21 protein-coding genes are annotated in these 24498 nt (G+C 39.3%); 16 read left to right on the forward strand and 5 right to left on the reverse strand.

What is annotated here, in order from left to right; genetic code table 11:
• Window positions 1-6 precede the first annotated feature (6 nt).
• From KHA95_RS07985 to KHA95_RS08020, 8 genes are all read left to right on the forward strand, one after another.
• Window positions 7-888 (forward strand): sugar phosphate isomerase/epimerase family protein, encoded by an 882-nt coding sequence (locus KHA95_RS07985; RefSeq protein ID WP_213136985.1) that lies wholly within the window; start codon window positions 7-9, stop codon window positions 886-888.
• A gap of 180 nt (window positions 889-1068) precedes the next feature.
• Window positions 1069-2472 (forward strand): DHA2 family efflux MFS transporter permease subunit, encoded by a 1404-nt coding sequence (locus KHA95_RS07990; protein WP_249316777.1) that lies wholly within the window; start codon window positions 1069-1071, stop codon window positions 2470-2472.
• A gap of 464 nt (window positions 2473-2936) precedes the next feature.
• Entirely contained in the window at window positions 2937-4178 is a 1242-nt protein-coding gene (locus KHA95_RS07995) for a multidrug effflux MFS transporter (protein ID WP_213136987.1), read from the forward strand.
• Window positions 4179-4423: 245 nt separating this feature from the next.
• Window positions 4424-5560, forward strand: coding sequence for an ROK family transcriptional regulator (locus KHA95_RS08000; protein ID WP_349305459.1), 1137 nt, complete (start codon window positions 4424-4426; stop codon window positions 5558-5560).
• A 425-nt stretch (window positions 5561-5985) separates the two neighbouring features.
• Complete coding sequence (locus tag KHA95_RS08005; protein WP_213136989.1) at window positions 5986-7302, forward strand: extracellular solute-binding protein; 1317 nt, start codon at window positions 5986-5988, stop codon at window positions 7300-7302.
• 70 nt (window positions 7303-7372) lie between these two features.
• Complete coding sequence (locus KHA95_RS08010; protein ID WP_213136990.1) at window positions 7373-8332, forward strand: carbohydrate ABC transporter permease; 960 nt, start codon at window positions 7373-7375, stop codon at window positions 8330-8332.
• Between the two features lie 12 nt (window positions 8333-8344).
• Window positions 8345-9169 carry a carbohydrate ABC transporter permease gene (locus tag KHA95_RS08015; protein WP_213136991.1) on the forward strand — a complete coding sequence of 275 codons (825 nt, stop codon included), beginning with the start codon at window positions 8345-8347 and terminating at the stop codon, window positions 9167-9169.
• A 4-nt stretch (window positions 9170-9173) separates the two neighbouring features.
• Window positions 9174-10103 carry an amidohydrolase family protein gene (locus KHA95_RS08020; RefSeq protein ID WP_213136992.1) on the forward strand — a complete coding sequence of 310 codons (930 nt, stop codon included), beginning with the start codon at window positions 9174-9176 and terminating at the stop codon, window positions 10101-10103.
• A gap of 157 nt (window positions 10104-10260) precedes the next feature.
• Here the strand turns inward: KHA95_RS08020 and KHA95_RS08025 are convergent, their stop codons facing one another.
• Together KHA95_RS08025 and argH are read right to left on the reverse strand one after the other, a co-directional pair.
• Complete coding sequence (locus KHA95_RS08025) at window positions 10261-11235, reverse strand: nuclease-related domain-containing protein (RefSeq protein WP_213136993.1); 975 nt, start codon at window positions 11233-11235, stop codon at window positions 10261-10263.
• A gap of 180 nt (window positions 11236-11415) precedes the next feature.
• Window positions 11416-12921: an argininosuccinate lyase gene (argH, locus tag KHA95_RS08030; RefSeq protein ID WP_213136994.1), complete on the reverse strand. Its 1506-nt coding sequence runs from the start codon at window positions 12919-12921 to the stop codon at window positions 11416-11418.
• A 279-nt stretch (window positions 12922-13200) separates the two neighbouring features.
• Here argH and KHA95_RS08035 point away from each other — a divergent pair, with 279 nt between their 5' ends.
• Entirely contained in the window at window positions 13201-15702 is a 2502-nt protein-coding gene (locus KHA95_RS08035) for a PIG-L family deacetylase (protein WP_213136995.1), read from the forward strand.
• 35 nt (window positions 15703-15737) lie between these two features.
• Here KHA95_RS08035 and KHA95_RS08040 read toward each other — a convergent pair whose 3' ends face one another.
• Complete coding sequence (locus KHA95_RS08040) at window positions 15738-16382, reverse strand: SIMPL domain-containing protein (RefSeq protein ID WP_213136996.1); 645 nt, start codon at window positions 16380-16382, stop codon at window positions 15738-15740.
• Window positions 16383-16520: 138 nt separating this feature from the next.
• Between KHA95_RS08040 and KHA95_RS08045 the strand changes: the two genes are divergently transcribed.
• Entirely contained in the window at window positions 16521-17270 is a 750-nt protein-coding gene (locus KHA95_RS08045; protein ID WP_213136997.1) for a MerR family transcriptional regulator, read from the forward strand.
• Window positions 17245-17901: a hypothetical protein gene (locus tag KHA95_RS08050; protein WP_213136998.1), complete on the forward strand. Its 657-nt coding sequence runs from the start codon at window positions 17245-17247 to the stop codon at window positions 17899-17901. Before KHA95_RS08045 ends, KHA95_RS08050 begins: the two co-directional genes overlap by 26 nt.
• Before the next feature lie 34 nt (window positions 17902-17935).
• Here the strand turns inward: KHA95_RS08050 and KHA95_RS08055 are convergent, their stop codons facing one another.
• Together KHA95_RS08055 and KHA95_RS08060 are read right to left on the reverse strand one after the other, a co-directional pair.
• On the reverse strand, window positions 17936-18619 hold the full coding sequence (locus tag KHA95_RS08055) for a DUF4956 domain-containing protein (protein WP_213136999.1): 684 nt from the start codon (window positions 18617-18619) through the stop codon (window positions 17936-17938).
• 1 nt (window position 18620) lies between these two features.
• On the reverse strand, window positions 18621-19382 hold the full coding sequence (locus tag KHA95_RS08060) for a polyphosphate polymerase domain-containing protein (RefSeq protein WP_213137000.1): 762 nt from the start codon (window positions 19380-19382) through the stop codon (window positions 18621-18623).
• Between the two features lie 175 nt (window positions 19383-19557).
• Here KHA95_RS08060 and KHA95_RS08065 point away from each other — a divergent pair, with 175 nt between their 5' ends.
• From KHA95_RS08065 to KHA95_RS08085, 5 genes are read left to right on the forward strand one after another with little or no spacing between them, the layout of a single operon-like run.
• On the forward strand, window positions 19558-20457 hold the full coding sequence (locus KHA95_RS08065; protein WP_213137001.1) for a DUF7847 domain-containing protein: 900 nt from the start codon (window positions 19558-19560) through the stop codon (window positions 20455-20457).
• Window positions 20458-20479: 22 nt separating this feature from the next.
• The gene (locus KHA95_RS08070) at window positions 20480-21094 is read left to right on the forward strand and encodes a DUF4129 domain-containing protein (protein ID WP_213137002.1); all 615 of its coding nucleotides are present in this window, start codon (window positions 20480-20482) and stop codon (window positions 21092-21094) included.
• Between the two features lie 16 nt (window positions 21095-21110).
• On the forward strand, window positions 21111-22241 hold the full coding sequence (locus tag KHA95_RS08075) for a DUF4350 domain-containing protein (RefSeq protein WP_213137003.1): 1131 nt from the start codon (window positions 21111-21113) through the stop codon (window positions 22239-22241).
• The gene (locus KHA95_RS08080) at window positions 22238-23167 is read left to right on the forward strand and encodes an AAA family ATPase (protein ID WP_213137004.1); all 930 of its coding nucleotides are present in this window, start codon (window positions 22238-22240) and stop codon (window positions 23165-23167) included. The genes KHA95_RS08075 and KHA95_RS08080 overlap by 4 nt, the downstream gene beginning before the upstream one ends.
• Window positions 23118-24479 carry a DUF58 domain-containing protein gene (locus KHA95_RS08085; protein WP_249316717.1) on the forward strand — a complete coding sequence of 454 codons (1362 nt, stop codon included), beginning with the start codon at window positions 23118-23120 and terminating at the stop codon, window positions 24477-24479. The genes KHA95_RS08080 and KHA95_RS08085 overlap by 50 nt, the downstream gene beginning before the upstream one ends.
• Window positions 24480-24498: the final 19 nt, after the last annotated feature.

The raw sequence follows: 24498 nt of genomic DNA on the forward strand, positions 1-24498 counted from the left end.
ATTTATATGAATAAAACTAAAATTGGTGTTCAAATGATGATGCTAAAAGGGAAAGTAGAAGAACTAGGTGTCTATGAAACAATGAAAAAGATTGGTGAGCTCGGTTATCGTTCAGTAGAAATCTCACAAGTTCCAATGACTCCAGAAAATGTATCTGAGTTTAAAAGAGCAAGTGAAGACTTTGATATTGAAATCGCCGCCACGTCCGCTGCCCTTGAGCCAATGATGCCTGGTATGGGGGGCGAAACATTAACAACTGATTTTGACAAAATTGTTAGCGATTGCAAAGCCCTTAAATGCAACTTCATCCGTATTGGCATGCTGCCATTCACCGCAATAGGTGATAAAGATAAAATCATGGATTTTATCCAAAAAGCTGAAGCAATGGCGGAAAAATTAGCTGATCATAGGATCGAACTTTATTATCATAACCACCATATCGAATTTCAGAAATATGATGGGGAGTATTTAATCGATTTGATGAGGGCCGGTACATCTAAGATTGGTTTTGAACTAGATGTTCACTGGATTCAACGCGGTGGCGAAGACCCAGTGAAAGTGATTAATAATTTCAAAGACCGCATCTCTTTAATACACTTGAAAGATTACCGAATCGGACAAATCGATATGAGTGCTTTGCAAGGTGGAGACATAAGTAAATTCACCCAGGCTTTCAGCAATGTGATCGAATTTGCGGAAGTTGGTGAAGGAAGCTTAGATATTAAAGCTATTATTGAAGCAGGGAAAGAAAGTGGATCAAAGTATTTCTTGATTGAACAGGACGATACATACGGTCGCGACCCGTTTGATTGCTTGAAAACTTCTGCCGATAATTTGAAAGAACTTGGCTATGGGGATTGGTTTAAAGTATTAAATAAACAAGCGTAGCATTCACTATATACAGTGCAAATCAATTTATTGGTTTGCACTGTATATTATTATAGTAATTAAATCGTATCGCTATCACGTACTAGATAGAACCACTCTGATGTTATGGTAGAAAGGGGTGTTAGTTTGCGCAGGCATTCAATAAAAATAGAAAATCAAAAAATACGACCGGTGCCAGTCATGATAACTCTAATGATTGGTGTATTTATTGGTCTATTCAATCAAACAGCCTTAAACATGGCTTTAACAAATATTATGAGTGATTTTCAGATTGAAGCTTCTGATGTGCAATGGTTAACGACTGCCTATCTACTCGTTCTTGGTATATTAGTTCCTGTATCAGCTGTTCTAATTCAATGGTTTACAACAAGGGAAATATTTATCACATCACTTGTATTTTCTATCATAGGAACAACGATCGCAGGTTTGTCGTTAAATTTTGAGATTCTTATACTAGCCCGTGTAGTTCAAGCGGTCGGGGCGGGGCTACTCATGCCACTAATGACAAATGTTATATTGGTCCTATATCCGCCAGAGAGACGTGGAACCATTATGGGAATCATGGTGCTTGTTATTATGGTTGCTCCAGCTATTGGTCCCACATTATCAGGTTTAATTTTAGATCGTCTGGGCTGGCAGGGGATATTCTGGATTTGTCTGCCGTTACTCGTCATTTCATTCGCCTTTGGTTTTGTTTATATGCAAAATGTTTCCACCATTACGAAACCGAAAATTGATATCCCTTCCATTTTCTTATCCACGATTGGATTTGGCGGAATTGTATTTGGATTTAGCAGTGCAGGTAAAAGCATTGATGCATGGGGGCAGCCAATCGTATTTATGTCAATCATCGTGGGAATAACCGCCCTTGTATTATTTTCGCTGCGTCAATTTAAATTGGAAGAACCAATGTTGGATTTGCGTGTATTTAAGTTTCCTATGTTTTCACTAGGTGTAATACTGGTCTTTTTATGTATGTTGCAAATTTTATCCGTATCTATTTTACTGCCTATGTATTTAAAAGGTGGTTTGTTCTTATCTGCATTTATCGCTGGTCTTTTGTTATTGCCAGGTGGGGTTTTCAATGGAATCACATCACTTATTTCTGGACGTTTATTTGATAAACATGGACCGAAGTATCTAGTCATAGTAGGTTTCACAATCGTTAGCATCATGACGCTTTTATTTTCACGTATATCAATAACGACTTCGGCAGCGATCATTGTCGTTTTACATAGTTGCACGCTCATGGGAGCTGCGATGATCATGAATCCGGCACAAACGAATGGATTAAATCAATTACCAAAACAACTTTACCCGTACGGAGCTGCCGTTATGGGCACCCTTCAACAAATTGCTGGTGCAATTGGAGCTGCGATAGCGATTGGGATGATGGTAGCTGGCCGAACTAAAAATATATCAGTGATGACGGAACCAGAGGCATTGACAGCAGGTATTCAAAATGCTTTTTTCTTTGCTTTCATGGTTTCCATTGCTGGTTTACTTTTGGCCCTTTTTATAAAAAAGGTAGAGAATTCGTCGCAAAAAATATCTAAGTTGAAAGAGCGGTCAATTTCATCTTAAATTTGATCTACATTTACTTTGAAACAGGTGTTTCTACATTTGGCACAATCTATGAAAGTTATGTACGGTAAGATGTCAAAGTAATGTAACTATGAAATCGGGGGATGGGCTGCATTATTCGAATTGTGGAATTATTGTTTGATTTAAGGTGTTGGAGGGACAAGTTAATTTTTATAGCCATAAGCCATTTTGTTGTTATATTCATGAGTCGTCCTAAATTCATTCGCAGGGAGGGAGAGTATTTTGACATCTGATCAACGTAAATAGATGATCAGATTAATGATAAATATGTTTATTGCGATAGGTAGTTTTGGAATCATCATGGTAAATAGTAGATCGTATGGATGCGAACTTGAACATGAAAGGGCATGATTATTCTATTTTAATAGTTTGTAAGCACAACAAATTAAGGTATAATATGAATATTCAAACATAATGCTATTGGCTGTAAAGGGAGGAGTAAATTGAAGGGAATTTCAAAGGGGAATAATCGATTCGATTTTCGTAGATTATGGTTGGCCGTTGTATTAGGTTCTTTTGTGGCGATTGGACCATTATCTATGGATATGTATTTGCCAGCATTACCGGTTTTAACAGCAGATATTGGCGGGACTACATCGTTAGTACAACTGAGTATTACTGCTTGTTTATTAGGAATGGCGATGGGGCAATTACTAATTGGGGCAATCAGTGATCAAAAGGGAAGGAAACGTCCTTTAATTATATCATTGGCGGTTTACAGTATTTCTTCATTATTATGTGCGTTTGCGCCTTCGATCGAGATCTTATTGTTATTAAGATTTGTCCAAGGTGTTTCAGGGGCGGGTGGGATCGTCATAGCACGGGCGATTGTCCGTGATCTTTTTTCAGGGGTAGAGTTGACGAGATTTTTTGCCTTATTAATGCTCGTCAATGGGGCGGCTCCAATATTATCGCCAGTTATTGGTGGTGTGATCTTAAACTTTACTTCATGGCGCGGCGTCTTTATCATCCTTTGTATACTAGGTGCTTTAATGGTAGCGGCGGCATGCTTTGGTGTGAAAGAATCATTGTCACCTAGTAATCGCAGCTCAGGTGGAATAAAAAATACTTTCATCGTTTTTCGTCATTTGTTAGGAGATCGTATGTTTATGGGGTATGCGTTGGCGCAAGGATTTGTATCAGCAGCCATGTTCGGATATATAGCTGGCTCACCTTTCGTCATTCAAAATATATACGGGGCTTCTCCACAAATGTTTAGCTTTATTTTTGCGTTGAATGGAGTGGGAATTATTATAGCTTCCCAAGTCACAGGCAGGCTTGCGGGGAAAGTGAAAGAAGAGAAGATGCTGATTATCGGTCTTTGTATGGCGTTGCTCGGTGGAATTTCTCTAATCGCTATGATTGTCTTTCAAGCGGGCCTTATTAGTGTATTAATTCCATTGTTTTTTGTCGTTTCAAGTGTAGGAATTGTTGGGACGACAACCTTTGCATTGGCGATGCAAAACCAAAGAAAGTCAGCAGGGAGTGCAGCGGCTCTGCTAGGACTGATTCCGTTTTTACTAGGTTCAATCACTGCCCCATTGACAGGAATAGGGGGAGAGCAGTCAGCAATTCCAATGGGAATTGTCATTGTAGGCTGTCAAATGTTTGCAATGTTGGCATACTTTTTAATGACACAGCGACGCTCTGTAAAAAAGGGATTAGTGAAAAGCGCAAATTTTTAAGACAAAAAGGCATCAATTCATTCGATGTTCATCGGGTTTTTTGATGCCTATTTTTGTGTTGTTCATTTTTTGTGAAAACATTGACAATTCTGAATAAAAATAGTATTATTTTTCCAAATAGTAAGTAAAGTAAACTAACCAAAAAAGTTGCTCTATTCTCTTAATTTTTTAAAAGGAGGAGAACAGTCATTATCGGGAACATCCAAGCGAATCCCCAATACTTAAAATGGATTAATAAAAAAAATATATTACATTATATTAAAACAAACGAAGGAAAATCCCGGGCGGATATTGCAAAGGCATTATCGATCAGTAAACCGACGATTTCTAAACTTGTTGATGAGTTATTGGAAGAAGGCTGGATTAAAGAAAGGGAAAGTACGCGAGCAAGTTCATTAGGTGGAAGAAAACCATTCCATATCTATTTTAATCATAATGCGAAATTTATTGTTGGGGTTGATATTGGAGGAACAACAGTTGAAATCGCTGTCATGAATTTAGATGGGAAAGTGAAAGGTAAAACCTCATTTGATACACAGAGCCATTTATCACCTACATTTGTTCAAGCTCTTTCCAACTATATGATGACTCTCATTACAACGAGTGGTTTAGAGGTGGAGCAAATCATTGGCGCAGGTGTTGGCGTACCGGGAATTACCGCTGTCGATGATGGGATTGTGTTTGATGCACCAAGTCTTGGCTGGAAGCAATATCCATTGAAGGAAAAGTTGGAAAAGCTGCTTCCTTTTCCTGTATATATTGACAATGACGTGAATGTTGCGGTGCTTGGTGAAAAATGGAAGGGAGCCGGTAAAACGAAAGATAATGTATTATTAATCACACTTGGTACAGGTGTTGGCTGCGGAATGATCATTAATGGACGGCTTTACCGGGGCTCTTCTTTTGCAGCAGGAGAGATTGGTTATGTAATTACAGATAAAAATGCTGCCGAAAAAGCGTATAAGTCTGTATTTTCCGGTTATGGATTTTTAGATAGCCATGTCGGTGGTCCATCGATAACGGAAAGAATGTTAAATCGCCTTGGCGATCATGAGTTAGATGAGAAAAATTGGACAGCGGAAGCAATATTTCAATTAGCTAAAAATGGGGATAAGCTCGCGTTAGAAGTTGTCAATGATGCACTTTCACATCTTGCGTTTGCATTAATTAATGTTATTGCTATTGTGAATCCTGAATGTGTCGTACTAGGCGGTGGGATATCAAAGTCGATCGATTATTTCTTGCCGAATATTCTTGCCACCATTGATAAGCATGTACCAATGAATACAGAGATTACGATTACTCAACTTGAGGATGTATCGTTATTAGGAGCGGCATTTTTACTGCTAAGCGAGCATGATTCTATTTTAAAAGTGGAATAAGCATGAACGATTTATGTGAAATAAAGTATCAAACATCTTTAGCTAAGACTTGCAAGGGAAGAGCCCCGCAACGACATTTACAGCAACGAAGCTTCTGCGGCAACGATTTCGGAACCAACAGTCTGCCGGCCGTTACGGATGGAAATGCAACAACTATGTTTAACAGGACGTATCTGCACTAGATAACCCACATAAAATGGCAACTTGCGCATATGTTAGAAACGGCATTTTGAAATTCTACTGAGAATTTACAAGTGATGGAAAACTATCATACGCAATGGAGTTATTCGTTAAGTAACAAAGGGGGTGATGTAAGTACAGCGATGTCCTGTTTTATCGTTTCTTAGGAAATACTCTCCTTGTGAAAAGAGAAATGATTGGAGAAATTAATTTTTTTAAGATGAATAAAAAAGGGAGGCATTATCGTGAGAAAAGTATTTTTAAAGATGATATCGGCTTTTGCTATCATTTCGCTGCTTTTATTAGCTGGATGTAGCGGCGGTGGCGGTGAAAAAGCAGGAACTGATTCAAAGAATGGAAAAGATGAAATAACGAAAATCACATATTGGCAATATACATTCCCTGCTAAAGTAGAGGAAATAGCCGAGTTAATCAAAAAATTTGAAGCGGAAAATCCAGATATTAAAGTAGAAGCACAAGATTTTCCATATGATCAGTATAATGACAAGATTACTGCTGCCATGCATGCGAATAAAGCACCAGATATTATTAATATATATTATGGCTGGATTCCTAACTTTGTAAAATTAGGATATATCCAACCGATTCCTGAGGATTTCATGAGTACGCAAGAAATAGAAGATTACTATGTTCCAATGATTCAATCATCGAAAATTGATGATAAATATTATACGTTGCCAATCGCTGTGCGTTCCCTTGCGCTATTTTGGAATAAAGAGCTTTTTGAAGAGGCTGGCTTAGATCCGGAGCAGCCGCCAAAAACATGGGATGAATTTATGGATTATGCGATTAAAACAACAAAACGTGATTCCGATGACCGTTATGAACAAGCCGGATTTGCTTGGAATATTTCTGCTCAAGGGCAACACGTTATTCCGCAAGTTTTGCTTCGTCAGTGGGGAGTCGACCCGTACAGTGAAGATCAACGAACTGTGCAGTGGAACTCGAAACCAGAAGGTGCGGAAGCATTTAAGTTTTGGATGGATATGACGACGGAGCATAAAATTGGTGCGGCAGACTTTATGGATACGCCTGTAACAAGTTTTAGTTCAGGAAGAACGGCGATGAACATCGATGGCTCCTTTAATATTTCTGCCTATAAAGAAAATAATGATTTTGAATGGGGAGTGACGACATTACCAGTTCGCGAAATCGGAGGTCTTGAGTCAAACTTTGGATCTTATTGGACAAATGCGATTACGAAAGATGTCAGTGGAAAGCAATTAGAAGCAAGTCAAAGATTTTTAGAATTCCTTATTTCTGAAGAAACGCAAAAAAGCTGGTTAGAAAATGTTGGTGAATTGCCAGCCGCCGCAGCACTTGCCGATGATAAGGAAATTACAGATGATCCCATTTACGGACCATTTGTAAAAGGTCTAGAAAAAGCCCACGCTACTCCATTTGTTAACGAGGAAAAAGAAAGAGAAGCTGTTATTAATGCGGTCGACCGAATTATTTTAGAAAAAGAGGATGTTGAAAAATCATTAAATACACTCGTGGAGCAACTACAAGAAATTCGTGACGAATTTTATAATAAGTAAATGAATGGAAAAACTGAACGCTTAATTTATTTTAAAATTGAGCGTTCAGATTATTGGAAGGGGGATGCGAATGGAACAGAAAAATCCAGGTATAGTAAACCGGATACCGACGGGACCTAATAAGCCCCGTTTTGCTAATCGAATATCAGTAAAATTAAAAACGAGGCAAGCATTAGTTGCGTATGCATTCTTGGCCATCCCTTTACTATTCTTTATAGGTATAAGAATTTTTCCGACGTTATACGCTTTTTCTATGTCATTTTCCATCCAAGGAACTCCCGGATTTACTTTTGAAAACTATACGAAGTTGTGGCATGATACTGTATTTTGGCGATCCGTCCTAAATACATTTTTATATTTTATTATCACGGTTCCATTAACACTTGCGATCGGCTTGACGGTAGCTCTAGCTATCGAAAGTGTACAGCGCTTTCGCTGGTTTTATCGAATCATGTTCTTTTTACCTTATATGACTTCGATTGTAGCGGTGAGCTGGGTTTGGAGACTGATATATGACCCGCATTCTGGTGTATTAAATCAGTTGTTGAAGTGGCTACATATTCCCCAACAAGATTGGCTTACCAACCCAAAGCTTGCACTTACATCGATTAGCGCCATGTTAATTTGGCAATTAGCAGGGTTTTTCATGCTCATTTTTATGGCTGGACTACAAGGGATTCCAAGAACTTTTTATGAGGCGGCAACGATTGATGGAGCAAATCGCTGGAAAATGTTCTGGAGAATTACGTTTCCTTTATTAAATCCTACCATCGTTTTTTTGACTGTTATTGGTGCAATCCAAACACTTCAAGTTTTTACCCAAATTGTAAACTTGACCGGAGGAAGTTCGGGATCTACATTGGGTGGGCCATTAAATAGCACATCAAGTATTGCGATTTATATGTATAAGCAAGGGTTCAGAGAATACAACTTGGAGTACGCATCAGCGATTACGGTTGTGCTATTTATTATGATCTTAGTTGTGACGTTGGTGCAATTAAAAGTATTAAATAAGGAATATGAATTATAGAGGGGGGATCGTATGACTAAACGACTTTCTGCATCCAGAATACTTATCCACATCTTATTATTGGTTGGTGTTGTATTTGTTTCTTTTCCATTTATATGGATGATCGTTTCCTCTTTTAAAAGTTTGCCAGATTTCTATAAATTAAATTTTTTGCCTAAAAAAATCGACTTTTCCGGCTACAAGTATATTTTTGAAAAAACGGAATACCTCCGTTGGTATGGGAATAGTTTTGTGATCGCAGTGACCGTAACGATTACGAACCTGCTATTTTGTTCATTAATCGGCTATACATTTGCTAAGTATAAATTTCCTGGAGCAAAGATCGCCTTCATTCTAATCCTTAGTACGATGATGATTCCAACAGAAATGTTAGTTATTCCATGGTTTGTATTAAGCAGTAAACTTGAATGGGTTGATACGTATTGGGGAATTATGTTCCCCGGAATAATCGAGGCATTTGGTGTTTTCTTGATGCGACAATTTATGACAACGATTCCGAACGATACGTTAGATGCAGCGCGGATTGATGGGATGGGAGAGTTTAAAATATGGTGGCGTGTTGCGATGCCACAAGTGAAACCTGCCCTTTCTGCATTAGGGATCCTCACTTTTTTAGGGAACTGGAATGCGTATTTATGGCCGGTGATTGTTACAACGACGAGTGATATGCGTACACTTCCTGTCGGTATTTCTTTATACGGCACATCAGATGCAGGAGGCATTCAATGGAATACGATTATGGGGATGAGTACATTAGCTGTCGTCCCGATGATTATCATCTTTTTAATCTTCCAGGCACGGATCATTGAAGGTATTCAGTTGACGGGAGGTAAATAATGAAATGATCCAAAACGTCATTGATTTTCATGCCCATTTTCCTGTGGAGAAGGAGCCTTTTATTGAACAGCGCAAAATGCATCCGAAAGTAATGGAATACCAAAATGAACTGCGAAAAGATTGGAGGAGGCAATTTAAATTTGAAAGTGTTGAAGGCGAACATCCGGGTAACGAAAAACAAGCTGAAAGATGGCGAGATGAGCTTGAGAAAAATGATGTACAAAAAATTGTTTTTGTTACAGGTGGAGGAAATGAGGTGCTCGCTAACCTTGTGAAAAATAATCAAGATCAGTTTATTGGTTTTGCCCATCACGATTTATCAGAAGATGGCGCACTCGAAAAACTCAAATACGCGATTGAAGAACTTGGTCTTTCCGGTTATAAATGGTTCGGTCCACTCATGCGTAAACCGTTTGATGCGCCAGAATTAAAACCGTTTTGGACGTATATGAATGATCATAAATTGCCTTGTCTCATTCATTTTGGTATTTTAGGCGGTCCAGGTGGAATTGTGTCACATCCATATATTAATCCGCTTACTATTCACAATGTTGTCCAAACATATGTGGACATCCCGTTCGTATTTCCACATTTTGGCGCAGGCTATTGGCAAGAACTACTTCATCTAGCTTGGGCAAGTCCAAACGTTCATGTTGATTCCAGTGGATCGAATGATTGGGTAAGGTGGATGCCCTATCAACTGACGTTAGAAGACTTATTTAAAAAGGCTTATGAAACAATCGGGCCAGCACGAATGATCTTTGGGACTGATTCTAATCATTTCCCGAGAGGCTTTGCGAAACGTTATCTTGATTTACAAGAAGCTGTCTGTCATAACATCGGCATGTGCAAAGACGATATGCAATTATTTTTCGGTGGAAACGCGGCCCGATTATTAAATTTAGAAAATCCTAAACGAATTATAATTAGATGAACTTTATGAAGGGTCCTGGAAAAGGGGCCTTTTTTCATGCCTAGATTTAGTAAGGAACGAGAATTGCGTGGTTTTTTAATTAATTGCGTGACTTTCGGGTGGAATTGCGTATCTTTTCGATTAATTGCGCAAGTTCGTGGGCGAATTGCGTATCTTCTTACTTTTTCATTGATGAAAGGTCATACACCCTTCCCTTCGTACTCCCTATATGACGGAGATTCATCGAATTTAATATATTTGTTGCAATATTACGTGAAGGTATTTGTAAAAAATGACGTAGCTCCTTGTTCGTGATCGTAGGTTTTATAAGTAGAGAGTAGTCTAAGAGAGAGTCTCTGTAAGCAGTACTCGAGGAAAACGTACAAGAAGGACAGACCCATTTCCCGTAGTATCTAGTCATTGGAAGAAAAGAACAGGAAGGACAGTGGACCCCAGTTAAAATTTCCTCCGGGCGAATGTTTAAGTGATGTAAAATATCAAAGGTTTCTGGTGTATGTTGCTTTAGCAGCCTATTTGTGAGTCGTTTCATTTCATTCTTTGTAAAATGCTCCACATGATGCCTTTTTCGAAACTCTTCTATTTTGGAAATTATGTGTGTACTGTGGGTAATATGTTGATAATTTTGCGGATTACCAGTCGTTTCAATGATTGTCGAAGGGTTACTAACAATGATCAGTGGATAAATTGGGGATTGTGGAAATTTATTTTTTTCCAGCCATATTTTAAATTGGGAGCGCTGACGCATGATTTGTGAAGTTGGATCTTCATAGGCTTTTATTTTTCCATTGGAGTGCGTTTGAATGAATTGATTGAAATGATGGTCAAATTGAATCGTGCCTCCATGATTTTTCACATCAATGAGTGTAAAGAAGTAAGAGCAGTGAATGAGCGCATCAATTTGAAAGAAAGTGCCAACGTGGTTCGGAAGGCGTAGATCGTGGAAAATATTATACTCTTTTTCTGGTAAAAAAGATAAATAATATTGAAGGGACTGTTCTCCTCGATATCCTGAGCGGCGACTATACAATTCATGGTCAACTTGCTCCCTTTTAGGATGGATTTTCGGAAAGCGCCTTGATAATGCTTCAAAACTGTTTAATCTAACTGGACTCGTTAATGGTTTTCTAATCAATTTGTCATCTCCATTTCATAATGAACATTATTTCATGTTATTTATTCGAGAAAAGTGAGAAGAATCCTTCTACATCTTGTCTAAAGTGAATAATTGCGTCTCTTATCGATTAATTGCGCCACTTTTGAATGGAATTGCGTATCTTTCACCATTAATTGCGCCACCTCCAAAACAGCCGACTCATTTCGAGTCGGCTTTAAATGTAAATTCAAGCAGTTCTTTTCGGCAACGGGATAGAGCAGTAACCAAGTTTGCATGTTCCTCAATGGCATGGCCTAATAATTCTTTTCTCTCTCTAATCATTCTTTCCACTTCTTTTGGATTTGGACCGCCGCGATGACCCCTGATCGAAACGAAGTATTCGGGAGAGATAATTTTTTTCCATTCTTCGTCCGACAGCTTCACTTCAACGAATTCATTGATGACGGAATTAATATCCTGCACGTCCCAGTCGTATAATTCCTTACCTTCATAAATCGTCTGCTTCGATATTTTACTAGCGATCGTGTGTGCTCTACGAAAAGAAATTGAATAATCTCGCGCTAACGTATCGGCAAGCTCTGTAATCGTAATACTTGATTTTTTCGCCATTCCTTTCATTTTTTCCTTATCAACTTGGAGTGTGGCTAGTACAGCATACATTAGTTTCATGACGCGATTGGCGTTATCAAAAGCACGATATATATGTGGCTGTAAATCGTCTTCCGTATCAACGATATCCCCAAATGGTGTATTATGAATCATGCTAATCGCGGCCAAAGCTTCGCCATATGCGCTGCTAGCTAAAGAACGTGAATGTTCAATTGAGACGGGATTGCGCTTTTGCGGCATAATGCTGCTAATTTGAACATATGGATCTGCAACTTTAAAATAGCCGAATTCCCTCGTTACGTATCGTAAAAAATCTTGAATCCATCTACCTGTATTAACCATGCAAGTCATAACCGCAGTGGAAGTTTCAAGCAAATAGTCGGCCCCGCCAATACAGTCGTACGAGTTCTCAAGCAGCCGATCAAACCCTAATAACCCACACATCCGCTCGCGGCTAATCGGAAATCCGGTTGTTGTCAAAGCAGCCGCCCCCATTGGCGATTGATTGACAGTATAATAGGAAGCCCAAAGTCTTTTTATATCCCTTTGCAGAACATCATAAATAGCTAAAAGATAATGGCCAAGCGTTGTCGGCTGAGCCGGCTGTGTATGGGTATAACCAGTCATATACGTTTCCGAATGCCTCTCTGCTTGCGTTAATAAAATTTCACTTAACAGATAGGAATTTTCCAGCAACTCTAATAGATGTTTTCTTAAAACTAAGCGATACATTGCAATACCCATATCATTTCTACTGCGGCCAATATGGATCTTCCCGGCCAATTCATCCCCGATTTCTTCACCAATTTTTGCTTCCATCATGAAAAATAAATCTTCGTATTCAGGTTGATAGCTAAGGGATTGCTTCTCTGTTTTCGCAATCTTATTAATCCCGCCAAGCATTGTTCGCGCTTCTTCCTTAGAAATGATGTTTTGCTCAGCGAGCATGATGACATGGGCGCGGTGAATATCGAACATCACTTCGAAAAGATAGTCGCGCTGATCATTGAACACAGGCATCAAGAGCTCTACTGCATATGTTTTTCCAGGAAAAGAAATACCTTCACTTTTAAGAAAATCATCCATTTTATTCATGCTTTTCATCTCCGTTCGTTAGTAAAGGCTCCTAATTAATTAAAATATACAGCATTAAGACGATACCTTCAACAACAAATCTAAAAATTCTAAAGGTTCAATAAAATAGGTATTAACACTCATGTGAAAATAAGGAATTTCGCATGATTTACACGTTCAATCCATTTATGGTATTTATTAGATGTGTAGGTTAGTTAAACTAATTAACCTACACGCCTGAAAGGAGGGAATGAAGAAGCTTTCTCAAGTAAAACCTAAATAATGAAAGGGGTTACGTTGATGAGGAAATTACGGCTAGTGTTTCTTTCCTTTTTATTAGCAATTTCACTCGTGCCGATTGGTTTTACTGCTGAAAAGGAAAAAGCAAATGTTGAACTTTGGAATGTGGTTAAGCCATTGGAGACGACTGTTACATTTGTGAATACGGGTGCACATCCAGATGATGAACGAAGCGATTTTTTAGCTTATTTATCAAGAGGGCTTGGTGTGAAAACTGCAAGCTTAATTGCTAATCGCGGGGAAGGCGGGCAAAATGAAATTGGCCTTGAGCTTGGCAACGGATTAGGAATTATTCGTTCGAGGGAAATGGTCGAAGCAGCTAAAATTACAAATGTAAAAGCTTATCATCTAAGTGAAGAGTTATCAGATGCAATTTATGATTTCGGCTTTTCCAAGACAACTGAAGAAACATTGGGAAAATGGGGAGAAGAAGTAACGTATGAGCGTCTGATCCGCTTTATCCGTATGTATCAGCCAGATATTGTCATGCCATCATTCCGTGATGTCGACTCTCAGCATGGCCACCACCGCACAATAACTGTACTTAGTGAACGAGCATTTCAAGATGCAGCCGATCCCAACGTATTCCCACATCAATTAAAGGAAGGACTCTCCGTATGGCAGACGAAGAAGCTTTATTTACCAGCTGAATCTGCTTCAACCGCAACGACATCGATTGAAATTGGGATGTATGACCCGATATATGAAATGTCTTATCCACAACTTGGTGAACAATCCCGCTATATGCATAAAAGTCAAGGAATGGGCAATGATATCCCGGTTGCTCCTAGACAAGTCCATTTAGAGTTAAGTAAAAGTACTGTTGATACGAAAGGAAGCAATGATTTATTTGCTGGAATTCCATATAACTTTGCTGAATGGGCAGATGTTTTCTCGAAAAATCAAAATGATTTAAAAGTCCATTTTACAAAAATACAAAAAGAACTGGATGGCATTGTAGCTGCATATCCGAATCAAAAAGCAGTTTTTTCTAAAAGCCAGTCAGCCTTAAAAAATATCCGCAATGTAACAAAAAAGGTTGAGAAATCAAAGCTTGATCGGGCTTTAAAGCATGATTTGCTTCATAAGCTATCGATTAAAGAAGAACAATTACAAGCGGCAAGCTTTGTGGCGGCCGATCTTGATATTAAGGTGGAAGCCGATTCTCCAATTTTAACGCAAGGTCAAAAAACAAAAGTTTCGATTACACTTGTTAATAATGGCAAGGAGAAGTTAGATAAGGTCGAAGCGCAACTTATCGTTCCGAAGGGTTGGAAGGCTAGCAAGAAAAGCAAAGCAAAACAGTTAAAGCCGAGAGAAAGCGCAAAACTAGTATATGACGTGTCTGTCCCTAAAAAAGCAGACTTTTACGATGCATATGAAGAGCCTGTTATTCAAGTGCAACTCTCATATGAGAATTCAGGTTCGCAGGTTCAACATATCGAACAATTAAACGAGACAATTGCCGTTCTTCCAGACGTTGGACTGACATTGCATCCTGAAGATATGGTCGTTAATACAGCGAATATCCAGGAAGAAATGCCTGTGCAAGTAAAGGTGAAAAACTTCTTTACAGGGAAACATAGAGCGAAAGTAACGCTTGCTGTACCGGAAGGCTGGACGGTTTCACCAAAAGAAATAGCGGTCGATTTTTCGAAGCAGCTAGAGGAAAAAGAACTCAACTTTACGGTAAGCCCGCCTGCTCATATAACGGAAGGTAATTTTACCATTGGGGCGGAAGCAATCGCCAACGGCCGTACATTTCAATCAACGGTCCAAGAAATTCATTATAATCATATTGGGACGTTCTATTATTTATATCCATCGCAAATCAATGGTGCCGCGTTTGAATTGCTAAGCGACCCTGATTTGAAAATTGGTTATATTGAGAGCGGCTTTGATCAGGTTGCCGATTATTTGACGAATGCAGGTCTTTCAATTACAAAATTGACTGAGGCTGATCTTTCATCTGGCGACTTGAATCAATATGATTCGATCGTTGTTGGAATTCGCGCCTATTTATCGAGAGAGGATTTGGCGGCGAACAATGCACGACTTCACGAATATGTAGAGAATGGCGGGCATTTAGTCGTTCAATACCATAAACCAGGTGATAATTGGAATGCTAATACGACAGCACCGTTTCCGCTCACGCTTGGAAACCCATCGATTCGTTGGAGAGTCACAGATGAAAATGCGAAGGTGAATGTATTGCAGCCGGAATCCTCACTATTCAACTATCCGAATCAAATTACGGATCAGGATTGGGAAGGATGGGTGCAAGAAAGAGGGCTTTATTATCCGATGGCATGGGATGATCGCTATGAAACATTCGTCAGTATGGCTGATCCAAATGAAGATCCATTCGATGGCGGAATTTTAATGGCCCAGCACGGAAAAGGAACGTATTTGTATACAAACCTCGTCTTTTATCGACAAATACAAGGTCAAGTCCCTGGGGGATATCGAATTTTTACGAACCTCATCAGTTATAAAAATTAAAGTACTGCCAGGCCCCGACACGGGACCTGGCACTTTTAATACGTAAATTCCACTACCACATGGCTAATAATTTCCATCGTTCCCGGTTCGACCGACGTCGCCGCTTCACTTTTGAGAAGTGCAGTTGCTTGATATGGAATCGGTCCTGACTGTTGCCGGGAAAGTTCCGTTACAGACGATGGCGGCTTCACGAGCTGAATACCGAGTGTTTGGGCAATCGTCTCCGCTTTTTGGCTTGCGTTGATGATAGCTGAAGATAATGCATGTTGATAGTAATAGTTATAGTGTGACGTATTAAAGCTGGTCCCAGAAACGATATTCGCCCCATTGTTAACAGCCGTATCAACAACCAAGCCTGTACGGTCAATTTGTTTTACCGTAATGCGCAGCATATGTTCGACTCGATAGCCTCTAAATATTTGCTTGCCGTCAACAAAATCGTATTGCGGATAAATCGAATAATTGGTGGTCTGTATTTGTTCGTCCTGAATACCAATCCTGTGAAGGGCATGTTTAATCGTTGCCATGGTAGCTGCGTTTTTACCTTGGGCCTGTTCTAAAGAGGGCTCTTCTGTTGCCACACCTAATGTCACTTCCGCTACATCTGGTTGGATCGATATTTTCCCTTCCCCATTCACTTTAATCATGTTGACTGGACGTTGACAAGCTTGCTCATGCATATTCTCTCCTCACTTTCCGACTTTATCTTTAAAGTATATTTTCAACTTTGATCTCCTAATCCCTGTTTTATTTTTAATTAAAATAGTTGAAGTTGACGTAGCGTCAACTTGTATACTGTAAATAAAGGGGGATTACATATGATTTCGATTCAACAATTATCTAAGCAAGCGAATGTCACGACCCGAACGCTTCGGTATTATGATGCGATCGATTTGCTTAAACCAACGGGAGCAACGGAAGGTGGTCATCGGCTATATGAAGAAACAGATCTATTTAAATTGCAGCAAATTCAATTTTTACAAAGAATCGGTTTTACATTAAAGGAAATAAAGCCTTTGCTTGAAACAAACAGTATCGATCCTCTCCTCCATTTGGAAAATCAATTGCGATTTATCCGGGCGGAACGGGAACAGTTAGCAATAATGGAAAATGAACTTATTGGACTCATTCATTCATACTCGCTGGAAGGAAAATTAGATTGGCAGTTAATCTTAAACATGATTCAGCATCATCAAGAAAACCATACAAAAGCAAAACAACTTTATAAGCAATGGTTCGGCGGAAATGCGAAGAAGGTAATGGAAAACTTACCCAATATGAATAGACCAGATGAAGATACAAAAGAATGGATTGACATGATCAGCCAATTAAAGAGATTATCAAATCAATCGCCTAGTTCAAAAGAGGTCCAGGAAATAGTCGGAAAAATGACATTAAAAATAAATGCGCTATATGGAGACAATGAAGAAATGGTCAACCAAATATGGGAGGTGCGAAAATCTCCCGAAAAATCGGAGCAGCTTGGCTGGTATCCACTCGAAGAAAAGCTCTTACGCTTTTTGGATGAGGCGTTTGCGATTTATGAGCAAAGAGAGGGGCGGGATTAATTTGATTGAGTGGATTTTAGATCATAAATGGTTATTTTTCATCATGGGTGAAGTGCTATTTTGGGGAAGTATTATCGGCTTTATTTCATTAAGATATTTGTTTCGCTTAGAAAGCTTAAGTAAATATTTCATTCTTATTTGGATTTTTAGCGATCTATGGCTCTTTACGATCGGGGTATTAGATTATCGAAGAACAGGGGAATTTGCTACTTTCCAAATCATCATTATTATATTTTTGCTTTATGCGCTTACTTTTGGAAGAAGTGATATGAAGAAATTGGATCGTTGGATGAAGAGAACGATTAAAAAATGGAAAGGAGAGCCACTTGACGAAACGGATATAACAGAAAAACTTTATGGTATGGCTTATGCGCTTAAACAAGGAAAAGAATTCGCTCTCCATCTTCTTTTATACGTCGGTGTCATTATCATTTTTAGTTTCTTTTATAAAATCAGAGCGATCAACGAAATTACAAATGGAAACGGTACAGGGGATATGATCGAAAATGTCATAAAAAATGGATGGTTTGATCATCCATTCATCGGAAAAGTGACGGGGGTTTGGACGCTTGTTCTCGTGATTGACGCGCTTATTACGGTATCTTATTTCCTTTTTCCAAAGAAAAAATAAGCCAATGTTCTCCATTTACATTGGCTTATTTTCCTTATTCGGCACTCTCCAAATAAGTGATTGATACTTTTAAATTCGCGTTCTTCTCGCGAATGCGGTCAAGCAATTCCTTATCATTTGTATTATTTTTACTGCGAATGGCATACGTATATAAAATCATCGTGCCAAGGTTTGTCGTTTCCACCTGTCTTAGTGAATGACTTTCTGTATACTGCAAAAAGATATCATCTAACAAATATTCATGATTTAAGTTTTCTGGAATGGTTACCTTTAAAATCTGCGTGTCCTTGCCTTTTCCGTATTCAAATTTATAAAGCAAGTAAAAAATGAGACTAGCAAATACGGTTAAAACAATCGCCAATCCAAACTGAAACAAACCGCTCGTCATTCCTACACAAAGACCAAAAAAGATATAAGCAATATCCTTCGCATCTGTCACAGCACTGCGGAAGCGGATCAATGAAAAGACGGCAAATAATCCGAAGGCGACACCTGCGTTTCCGCTGACGACATTCATGACGACAGACACAATCACACTCATCATAATAATCGTATGGACGAATGCTTGTGAATATCGTTCACCTGTAAACGTAGCTTGATAGACTTTTGTAATGACTAAACTAAGAACTAATGCAAGGGCCATCGCTATGATGCTCATCCATATGCTCGCTTCGCCAACGACACCTTTTGTTGAAAAAATACCTTGTAATATATCCATCTTAAACTCCTCCTAATAATATCGGCTCTTGAGTTATTCCACTCGGAAGCTCTTCGCTTTTTAGCAGCTCTAAACTAGTGCAAAACTTTGAGGCGCTTCTTTGTTCACATTGCAAATCTTGTAAAATACGAGTTAACCATAATGGCACACTATCACTTACCTTTACTTCGAGAACGACTAAATTTGGATCAATAAAATTTTTGCCAAAGGGTCCGTGTTCAATGGCTAAGTCGTTGTTGCGGCAACGCAGATTTAAATCAAAGGTGATGCGTAGATCAGGATCATCTAGATGATGTAGTGCGTGCCGGTCATAGCTGACAACCATCTCGGGGGACAGTTCATACAATTGTTTAAAATGATCAATTTCCCGTAAAACTTGAGTGTTCGATGTGTCATACTCGTCAAGAGACATCCGGGGCTTTTCAAATAAGTAATCATAGGCTTCCGCCAATGGCATACGCAATCTTCTCTTATTTACTACTTTTTTATGTTTCTGTTTAACTTCGAAAAATGCCGTTCCGTTAATATCGGTGTCATCGTATATACGTAGCCGTAATTTTTGACGAAATTTATACTTATTCTTCGTTTCAAAGTAGATCTTTTTATCTGGGCTTTCAAAGTACAGACTCGTCACCGTATACTTACCGTCGGCACCATAACGGTCTGGGCGCATATGAGGCAATAATTGCTTAACGAGTTCGGTATATTGATCCAGCGTAATTAAGTACTTTTGCTCTCTCCTTCTGAAAATTTCAATGGGCATTATGTCATCTCCTTTACTCGATGACTTTATGGTACCCTTATTATCTGAGAGTGCCGTATGAGCTAGATTAAAATTGTATGAGTTTTCCATGAGAGTTTATCATTGTCTCTTTTTGTAAAAATAAACCTTATTTTATGTCAGAATAATGTTAAAATGGCTTGGGGAGGAATAATAAATGAATACAAAGTTTAATAGACCAAAAGGGTTCGGTGAAATACTCGATCTCACATTTAGTTTGAGTAAAAATCGTTTTAAAGACTTTTTTACGATTTTACTTATTTTTATGGGGCCGTTTTATGCACTGGAAGCATTGATTAGACTTGGAACTGGAACAAGTTTTTTCAGACAAGTAGGTGCTGGGGATACGTGGTTTGAAAGCATGATTACAGGTTTAGAAGATACAGGAAATATCGCAAGCGAAGTCGGCGTTGGTTTCGTAGGATTCCTAAGTATATTCATCTTTCCAATCGGCTCGGCGGCGATTTTACTAGCAGTAAATCATTTAAGAAAAAATGAGGATTTTACAATTGGATCGGTTATTAGGCAGGCCTTTTCCCGTTACTGGCCAATTATCGGCAGCAGTATTTTATTTAGTTTAATTATTATCGGTTTAGTAATTGTTCCTATTTTTGTAATTACAATTGCCGGAGTCATTGGTGCGATTGCAATGCCAATTGCAGGAATTATCTTTGCTATCATTTTATTTCTAGGTTTTGCTGTCGGAATTGGCTATTTATTAACGCGCTGGAGTTTTTACTTTGGTTCGGTTGTGCTTCAAGAAGAATCGCCGGGGTTTTCAAGAAGCTGGACACTTACACGAGGCAGAGCTTGGGCGATGATGGGGCTTTATATTATCTTTTTCTTAATCATATCTTGTATTAGTTTGGCATTGGAGTTTACGTTTGGCTTAGCATTAGGAAATAGTGTCTTATTATCGATCATTATTAATCTTGCAACGATTTTTACGACGTTGATTTTCTCTGTCGGATTTGCGGTGATGTATTTTGATTTGAAAATCCGTCATGATGCAGACGATCTAAAGGACATGATTGATAATTACAACCCGACATCATAATGAACCTTAAAGGTGAGAATCTATGATAAATGTAGAAAAGGCAAGGGATGAGTTAGAAAACATCTTACAGGGTAAGGAATATACGGCATATAACGCTTCGAAAGTGGAGTCTTGGTGGGAAAAGGCAAAAGATTGGATTGCCGATCAGCTTGCGAAATTATTTCCGTCGTTTGAGGCGGCGAGTGCAGCAGCGGGACCATTACTTGTGATAATCATCATTGCTGTCCTTATACTTATAGCCGTCGTCGTATTTTTGCTCGTCCGTTATAGTGGAAGACGAATGAAATATCGAGAGCAATCACCGTTTCAGTCGATGCGGGAAATCGATTGGTCATTTCCAATGCATCTTGAGGAGGCGAAAAGGCGGGAAGAGTTGGCAGAATACTCGCTCGCCATTCGCCATCTTTTTTTAGCGCTGCTCCTTTATTTTCATGAAAAACAATGGCTAATCGCTAGGGTATGGAAAACGAATGGAGAGTATTATCAGGAATTGAAAAAGGTGAACCAAAAATGGGCGAACGAGTTTCACGATCTTGCCCTTATATTTGACGAAGTGACATATGGAGAGAAAAGTGTACTCGAAGAAGAATATATTCAGTTCCGCATAAAGGCGATGAAATGGCTAGAAGAGGCATAAGGGGGTCGGAAGCAGATTGCAGAAACGAGCAACTATAAAAACGTGGATATGGCTTATCATTCCACTGATCATCGTAGTCATTTCAAGTTATTTTATCGAGTCAGGCAAGCCAAGGGAGTATCCAGTCTATGTTTCCGAATCCCCTTCACCTACGGGGATCAAAGCATTTTATACATATGTAAAAAACAATCATGAGGCGGTAGAAAGATGGCCGCATTCGCCGACACGTTTACCGAAAAATTTCGGAACGCAAACGTTAATTATGGTTGAACCGTATTTTACGCCTGACCGTGATGAAATGGATGCTTATATCGATTTCATGGAGGCGGGCAATACGATTTTATTATTGAAAAATAATCCGAAGGGGATGTTCGATCTATCAGTGGAGTTCGTTGCTCCAGTTGACGAAGGGACTGTATATGATCAAAAGGGTGAAGAATACCTCGCTGAAATGCTTTCAAATGTTCGTCTTCTGTCATACGAAGCAGACGATGTGTTACTGTCTGACGATGAAGGCACCATTGCGTTTTCACGATCAATTGGTGAAGGAAAGCTAATCGTAGCAACGACTCCAGAATGGTTAACGAATGAAAATATTTTAGAAGAGGATCATCTTCCGCTCATTTTATCGCTTATGAATGAAGGGGAAGCAACGAACATTTTATTTGATGAATACATACACGGAGCAAAGGGAGCTGCAGCTGGTCTGGCAGTGTACCCAATGTGGTTTCTACTATGTATGCTTCAAGCTGGGCTATTGACAATTCTCTTTCTTTGGGCAAAAGGCAAAAGATTCGGTCCTATTTTTAATCCGCCGAGGGAGGATACGGTGCGCTTTAGTGATGAAGGGATCAAAGCAATCTCTGCCTGGTATATAAGGGGGAGGCGCTATCATGAATCGCTCGTTATCCAAGCCGACTATTTAAAACGATTCATGCAAGAGCGTTGGCGTATTCCATATCAACGCAATTGGTTGGAGCTTGCGGACTCATTGAAAAGGAAAATGCCGACAGTGCCAGCCGCTGAAATTGAAGCTTTTCTAAAAGAGTTAACAGTCATTTTAAATAAGGAAAAAGTAAGCAAACAAGAATACTTATTATGGTCGAAAAAGATTGATCGAATGAGAAGAGAGGTCGAAGAAGGATGAGGACGGAAATTGCTTCGTTATTGGAAAAATATGAAGAACGCATATTAGGGCAAACGACAAATTTAAAACTATTGCTCTCTGCGGTTTTAGCGGGTGGTCACGTGCTGTTAGAAGGTGTTCCGGGAACGGGGAAAACGCAGATGGTCCGGACACTCGCACGTTTGCTTGGCGGGAGCTTCAACCGCATCCAATTCACACCAGACTTATTGCCGAGTGATATTACAGGAAGCATGATTTATAACATGAAGGAAGGGACATTCGATACGTTAAAAGGTCCAATCTTTACGAATATTTTATTAGCAGATGAAATTAACCGGACACCGGCGAAAACACAAGCTGCCCTTTTGGAAGCAATGGAAGAAAAGCAAGTGACGATCCAAGGGCAAACTTATTCATTATCATCTATCTTTTTTGTTGTCGCAACACAAAACCCGATCGAATTTGAAGGGACCTATCCGCTACCAGAAGCCCAACAGGACCGCTTTTTATTTAAACTTCACATTGATTTCCCATCTTTTGAAGAAGAGAAAAATGTATTGCAGCAAGTGATTGGAAATCATTATGATGAAGGATCTGTTTCTTCAATCCTTGATATGGATACGTTTTTGGCGATCAGAAAGGAAATTGAGCGTGTAACGGTTGGAGAAGGTGTACTCGATTATATAATGAAAATCGTTCGGAAAACGCGAGAGACCGATTCAATTCGTTTCGGTGCAAGCACAAGGGCAGGCATTTCGATTGGAAAATCGGCTCAAGCATGGGCTTATTTAGCTGGTCGTGACTATGTAACGCCAGATGATGTGAAAATGGTGGCAAAGCCTTCGTTAAGACATCGGATTCAATTATCTCCACATATAGAATTGGAGGGAACAGCCGTTGACCAAGTCATTGAAGAACTTGTGGGGTCGGTTCCTGTTCCAAGGTAGGGGCGTACTGCCAACGAAACGATTGCTGATCGTTTTCCTCATTACATCTCTTTTGCTTATTAGTATTGGTGCTGTATCCGAAATTTCGTGGGTCTATATTTTTTCTATGAATATAATTATCTTTCTCGCTAGTTTCATTGACTTGTTTTTTTCACCAAGAAAACATCAATTGACCTTTCAACGAATCCTGCCAGAAGAAATGGAAAGAGGATTGCTATATACGGTTGAGGTAGAAGTAAACAATAGATCGACATATTCGATTGCATACTCTTTTATTGATGGTCTGCCACCGTCCTTTCAGCGGCCATTTCCTTGGAAAGGAACGGCTTTTAAACAGTCAGCGACGAAAGTAACCTACGAAACAAGCGCATCAATTAGAGGAAAATACGCCATGAATAAGCTCTATTTTCGTTATAAAAGCTTCGCAGGTTTATGGGAGAAGCAAATGACGATTGAATGGGATCAACAAGTGAAAGTCATCCCTGATTTAACGGATACGAAGCAATATTTAGAGAACGCACAGAAATTTTTATTGTACGAAGGATTGAAAATTCGCAAGCAACAAAGAGGAGTCGGTGATTTCTCCCAAATTAGAAGTTATGTCGTCGGCGATGACCCGAGAATGATTAACTGGAGGCAAACAGCAAAGCTGCGCGAAGTCATGACGAATGAATATGAACCTGAGCATGGAAAGCATATTACAATTTTAATAGACTGCGGAAGAATGATGGGAGCCGAGCTAACGAAAGGAAATCGTCTCGAAAAAGTGTTAGAAGCTGCACTAACCGTTGCTGCTGCCGCTCTTCAAAAAGGAGATTATGTGTCTGTTCTTGCCTTTTCAAAAGAGGTAAAAATGTTTGTCCCATCGGCAAAAGGAATGGCCCACCTCCAAACGATTATCCGTGCGATCTATGATCTTGAGGTCGATCCGGTCGAATCCAATTATGCGGCGGTGCTCTCGTTTTTGGAAATAAAGCAAAAGAAACGCAGCTTGCTTCTATTGTTCAGTGATGTCCGCACATTTCTTCATGAAGAAAGCGCCTTGACGTATTTATTGCGCTTAAGACAAAGGCATTTATTTTTCATGATTGGAATTGAAGATGTGACGATCGTTAAGAGAATAAAGGAGAAGCCTGAGAGCGTTCAAAACACAATGGTGAAAAGCATTGCGCAACAACAAATGCTGTTGAAAAAAAGGGAGAAGTTAAAATGGGAAAGACAAGGCCTCTTAATGATCGAGGCCCGAGAAGAGTCGCTGGCAACGGCCGCTGTATCTCATTACATTGATATTATGAATCGGAATTTGATCTAGCTGGATGTTCAAAAGTCCG

Source organism: Bacillus sp. FJAT-50079 (assembly GCF_018343515.1).
Taxonomy (GTDB): domain Bacteria; phylum Bacillota; class Bacilli; order Bacillales; family Bacillaceae_C; genus Lederbergia.

Bases quoted from the DNA above. Each gene is read 5' to 3' on its own strand.
- KHA95_RS07985 (WP_213136985.1), top strand. From the start codon at position 7: ATGAATAAAACTAAAATTGGTGTTCAAATGATGATGCTAAAAGGGAAA.
- KHA95_RS07990 (WP_249316777.1), top strand. From the start codon at position 1,069: ATGATAACTCTAATGATTGGTGTATTTATTGGTCTATTCAATCAAACA.
- KHA95_RS08010 (WP_213136990.1), top strand. From the start codon at position 7,373: ATGGAACAGAAAAATCCAGGTATAGTAAACCGGATACCGACGGGACCT.
- KHA95_RS08015 (WP_213136991.1), top strand. From the start codon at position 8,345: ATGACTAAACGACTTTCTGCATCCAGAATACTTATCCACATCTTATTA.
- KHA95_RS08020 (WP_213136992.1), top strand. From the start codon at position 9,174: ATGATCCAAAACGTCATTGATTTTCATGCCCATTTTCCTGTGGAGAAG.
- argH (WP_213136994.1), bottom strand. From the start codon at position 12,921: ATGAATAAAATGGATGATTTTCTTAAAAGTGAAGGTATTTCTTTTCCT.
- KHA95_RS08035 (WP_213136995.1), top strand. From the start codon at position 13,201: ATGAGGAAATTACGGCTAGTGTTTCTTTCCTTTTTATTAGCAATTTCA.
- KHA95_RS08040 (WP_213136996.1), bottom strand. From the start codon at position 16,382: ATGCATGAGCAAGCTTGTCAACGTCCAGTCAACATGATTAAAGTGAAT.
- KHA95_RS08045 (WP_213136997.1), top strand. From the start codon at position 16,521: ATGATTTCGATTCAACAATTATCTAAGCAAGCGAATGTCACGACCCGA.
- KHA95_RS08050 (WP_213136998.1), top strand. From the start codon at position 17,245: ATGAGCAAAGAGAGGGGCGGGATTAATTTGATTGAGTGGATTTTAGAT.
- KHA95_RS08055 (WP_213136999.1), bottom strand. From the start codon at position 18,619: ATGGATATATTACAAGGTATTTTTTCAACAAAAGGTGTCGTTGGCGAA.
- KHA95_RS08060 (WP_213137000.1), bottom strand. From the start codon at position 19,382: ATGCCCATTGAAATTTTCAGAAGGAGAGAGCAAAAGTACTTAATTACG.
- KHA95_RS08065 (WP_213137001.1), top strand. From the start codon at position 19,558: ATGAATACAAAGTTTAATAGACCAAAAGGGTTCGGTGAAATACTCGAT.
- KHA95_RS08070 (WP_213137002.1), top strand. From the start codon at position 20,480: ATGATAAATGTAGAAAAGGCAAGGGATGAGTTAGAAAACATCTTACAG.
- KHA95_RS08080 (WP_213137004.1), top strand. From the start codon at position 22,238: ATGAGGACGGAAATTGCTTCGTTATTGGAAAAATATGAAGAACGCATA.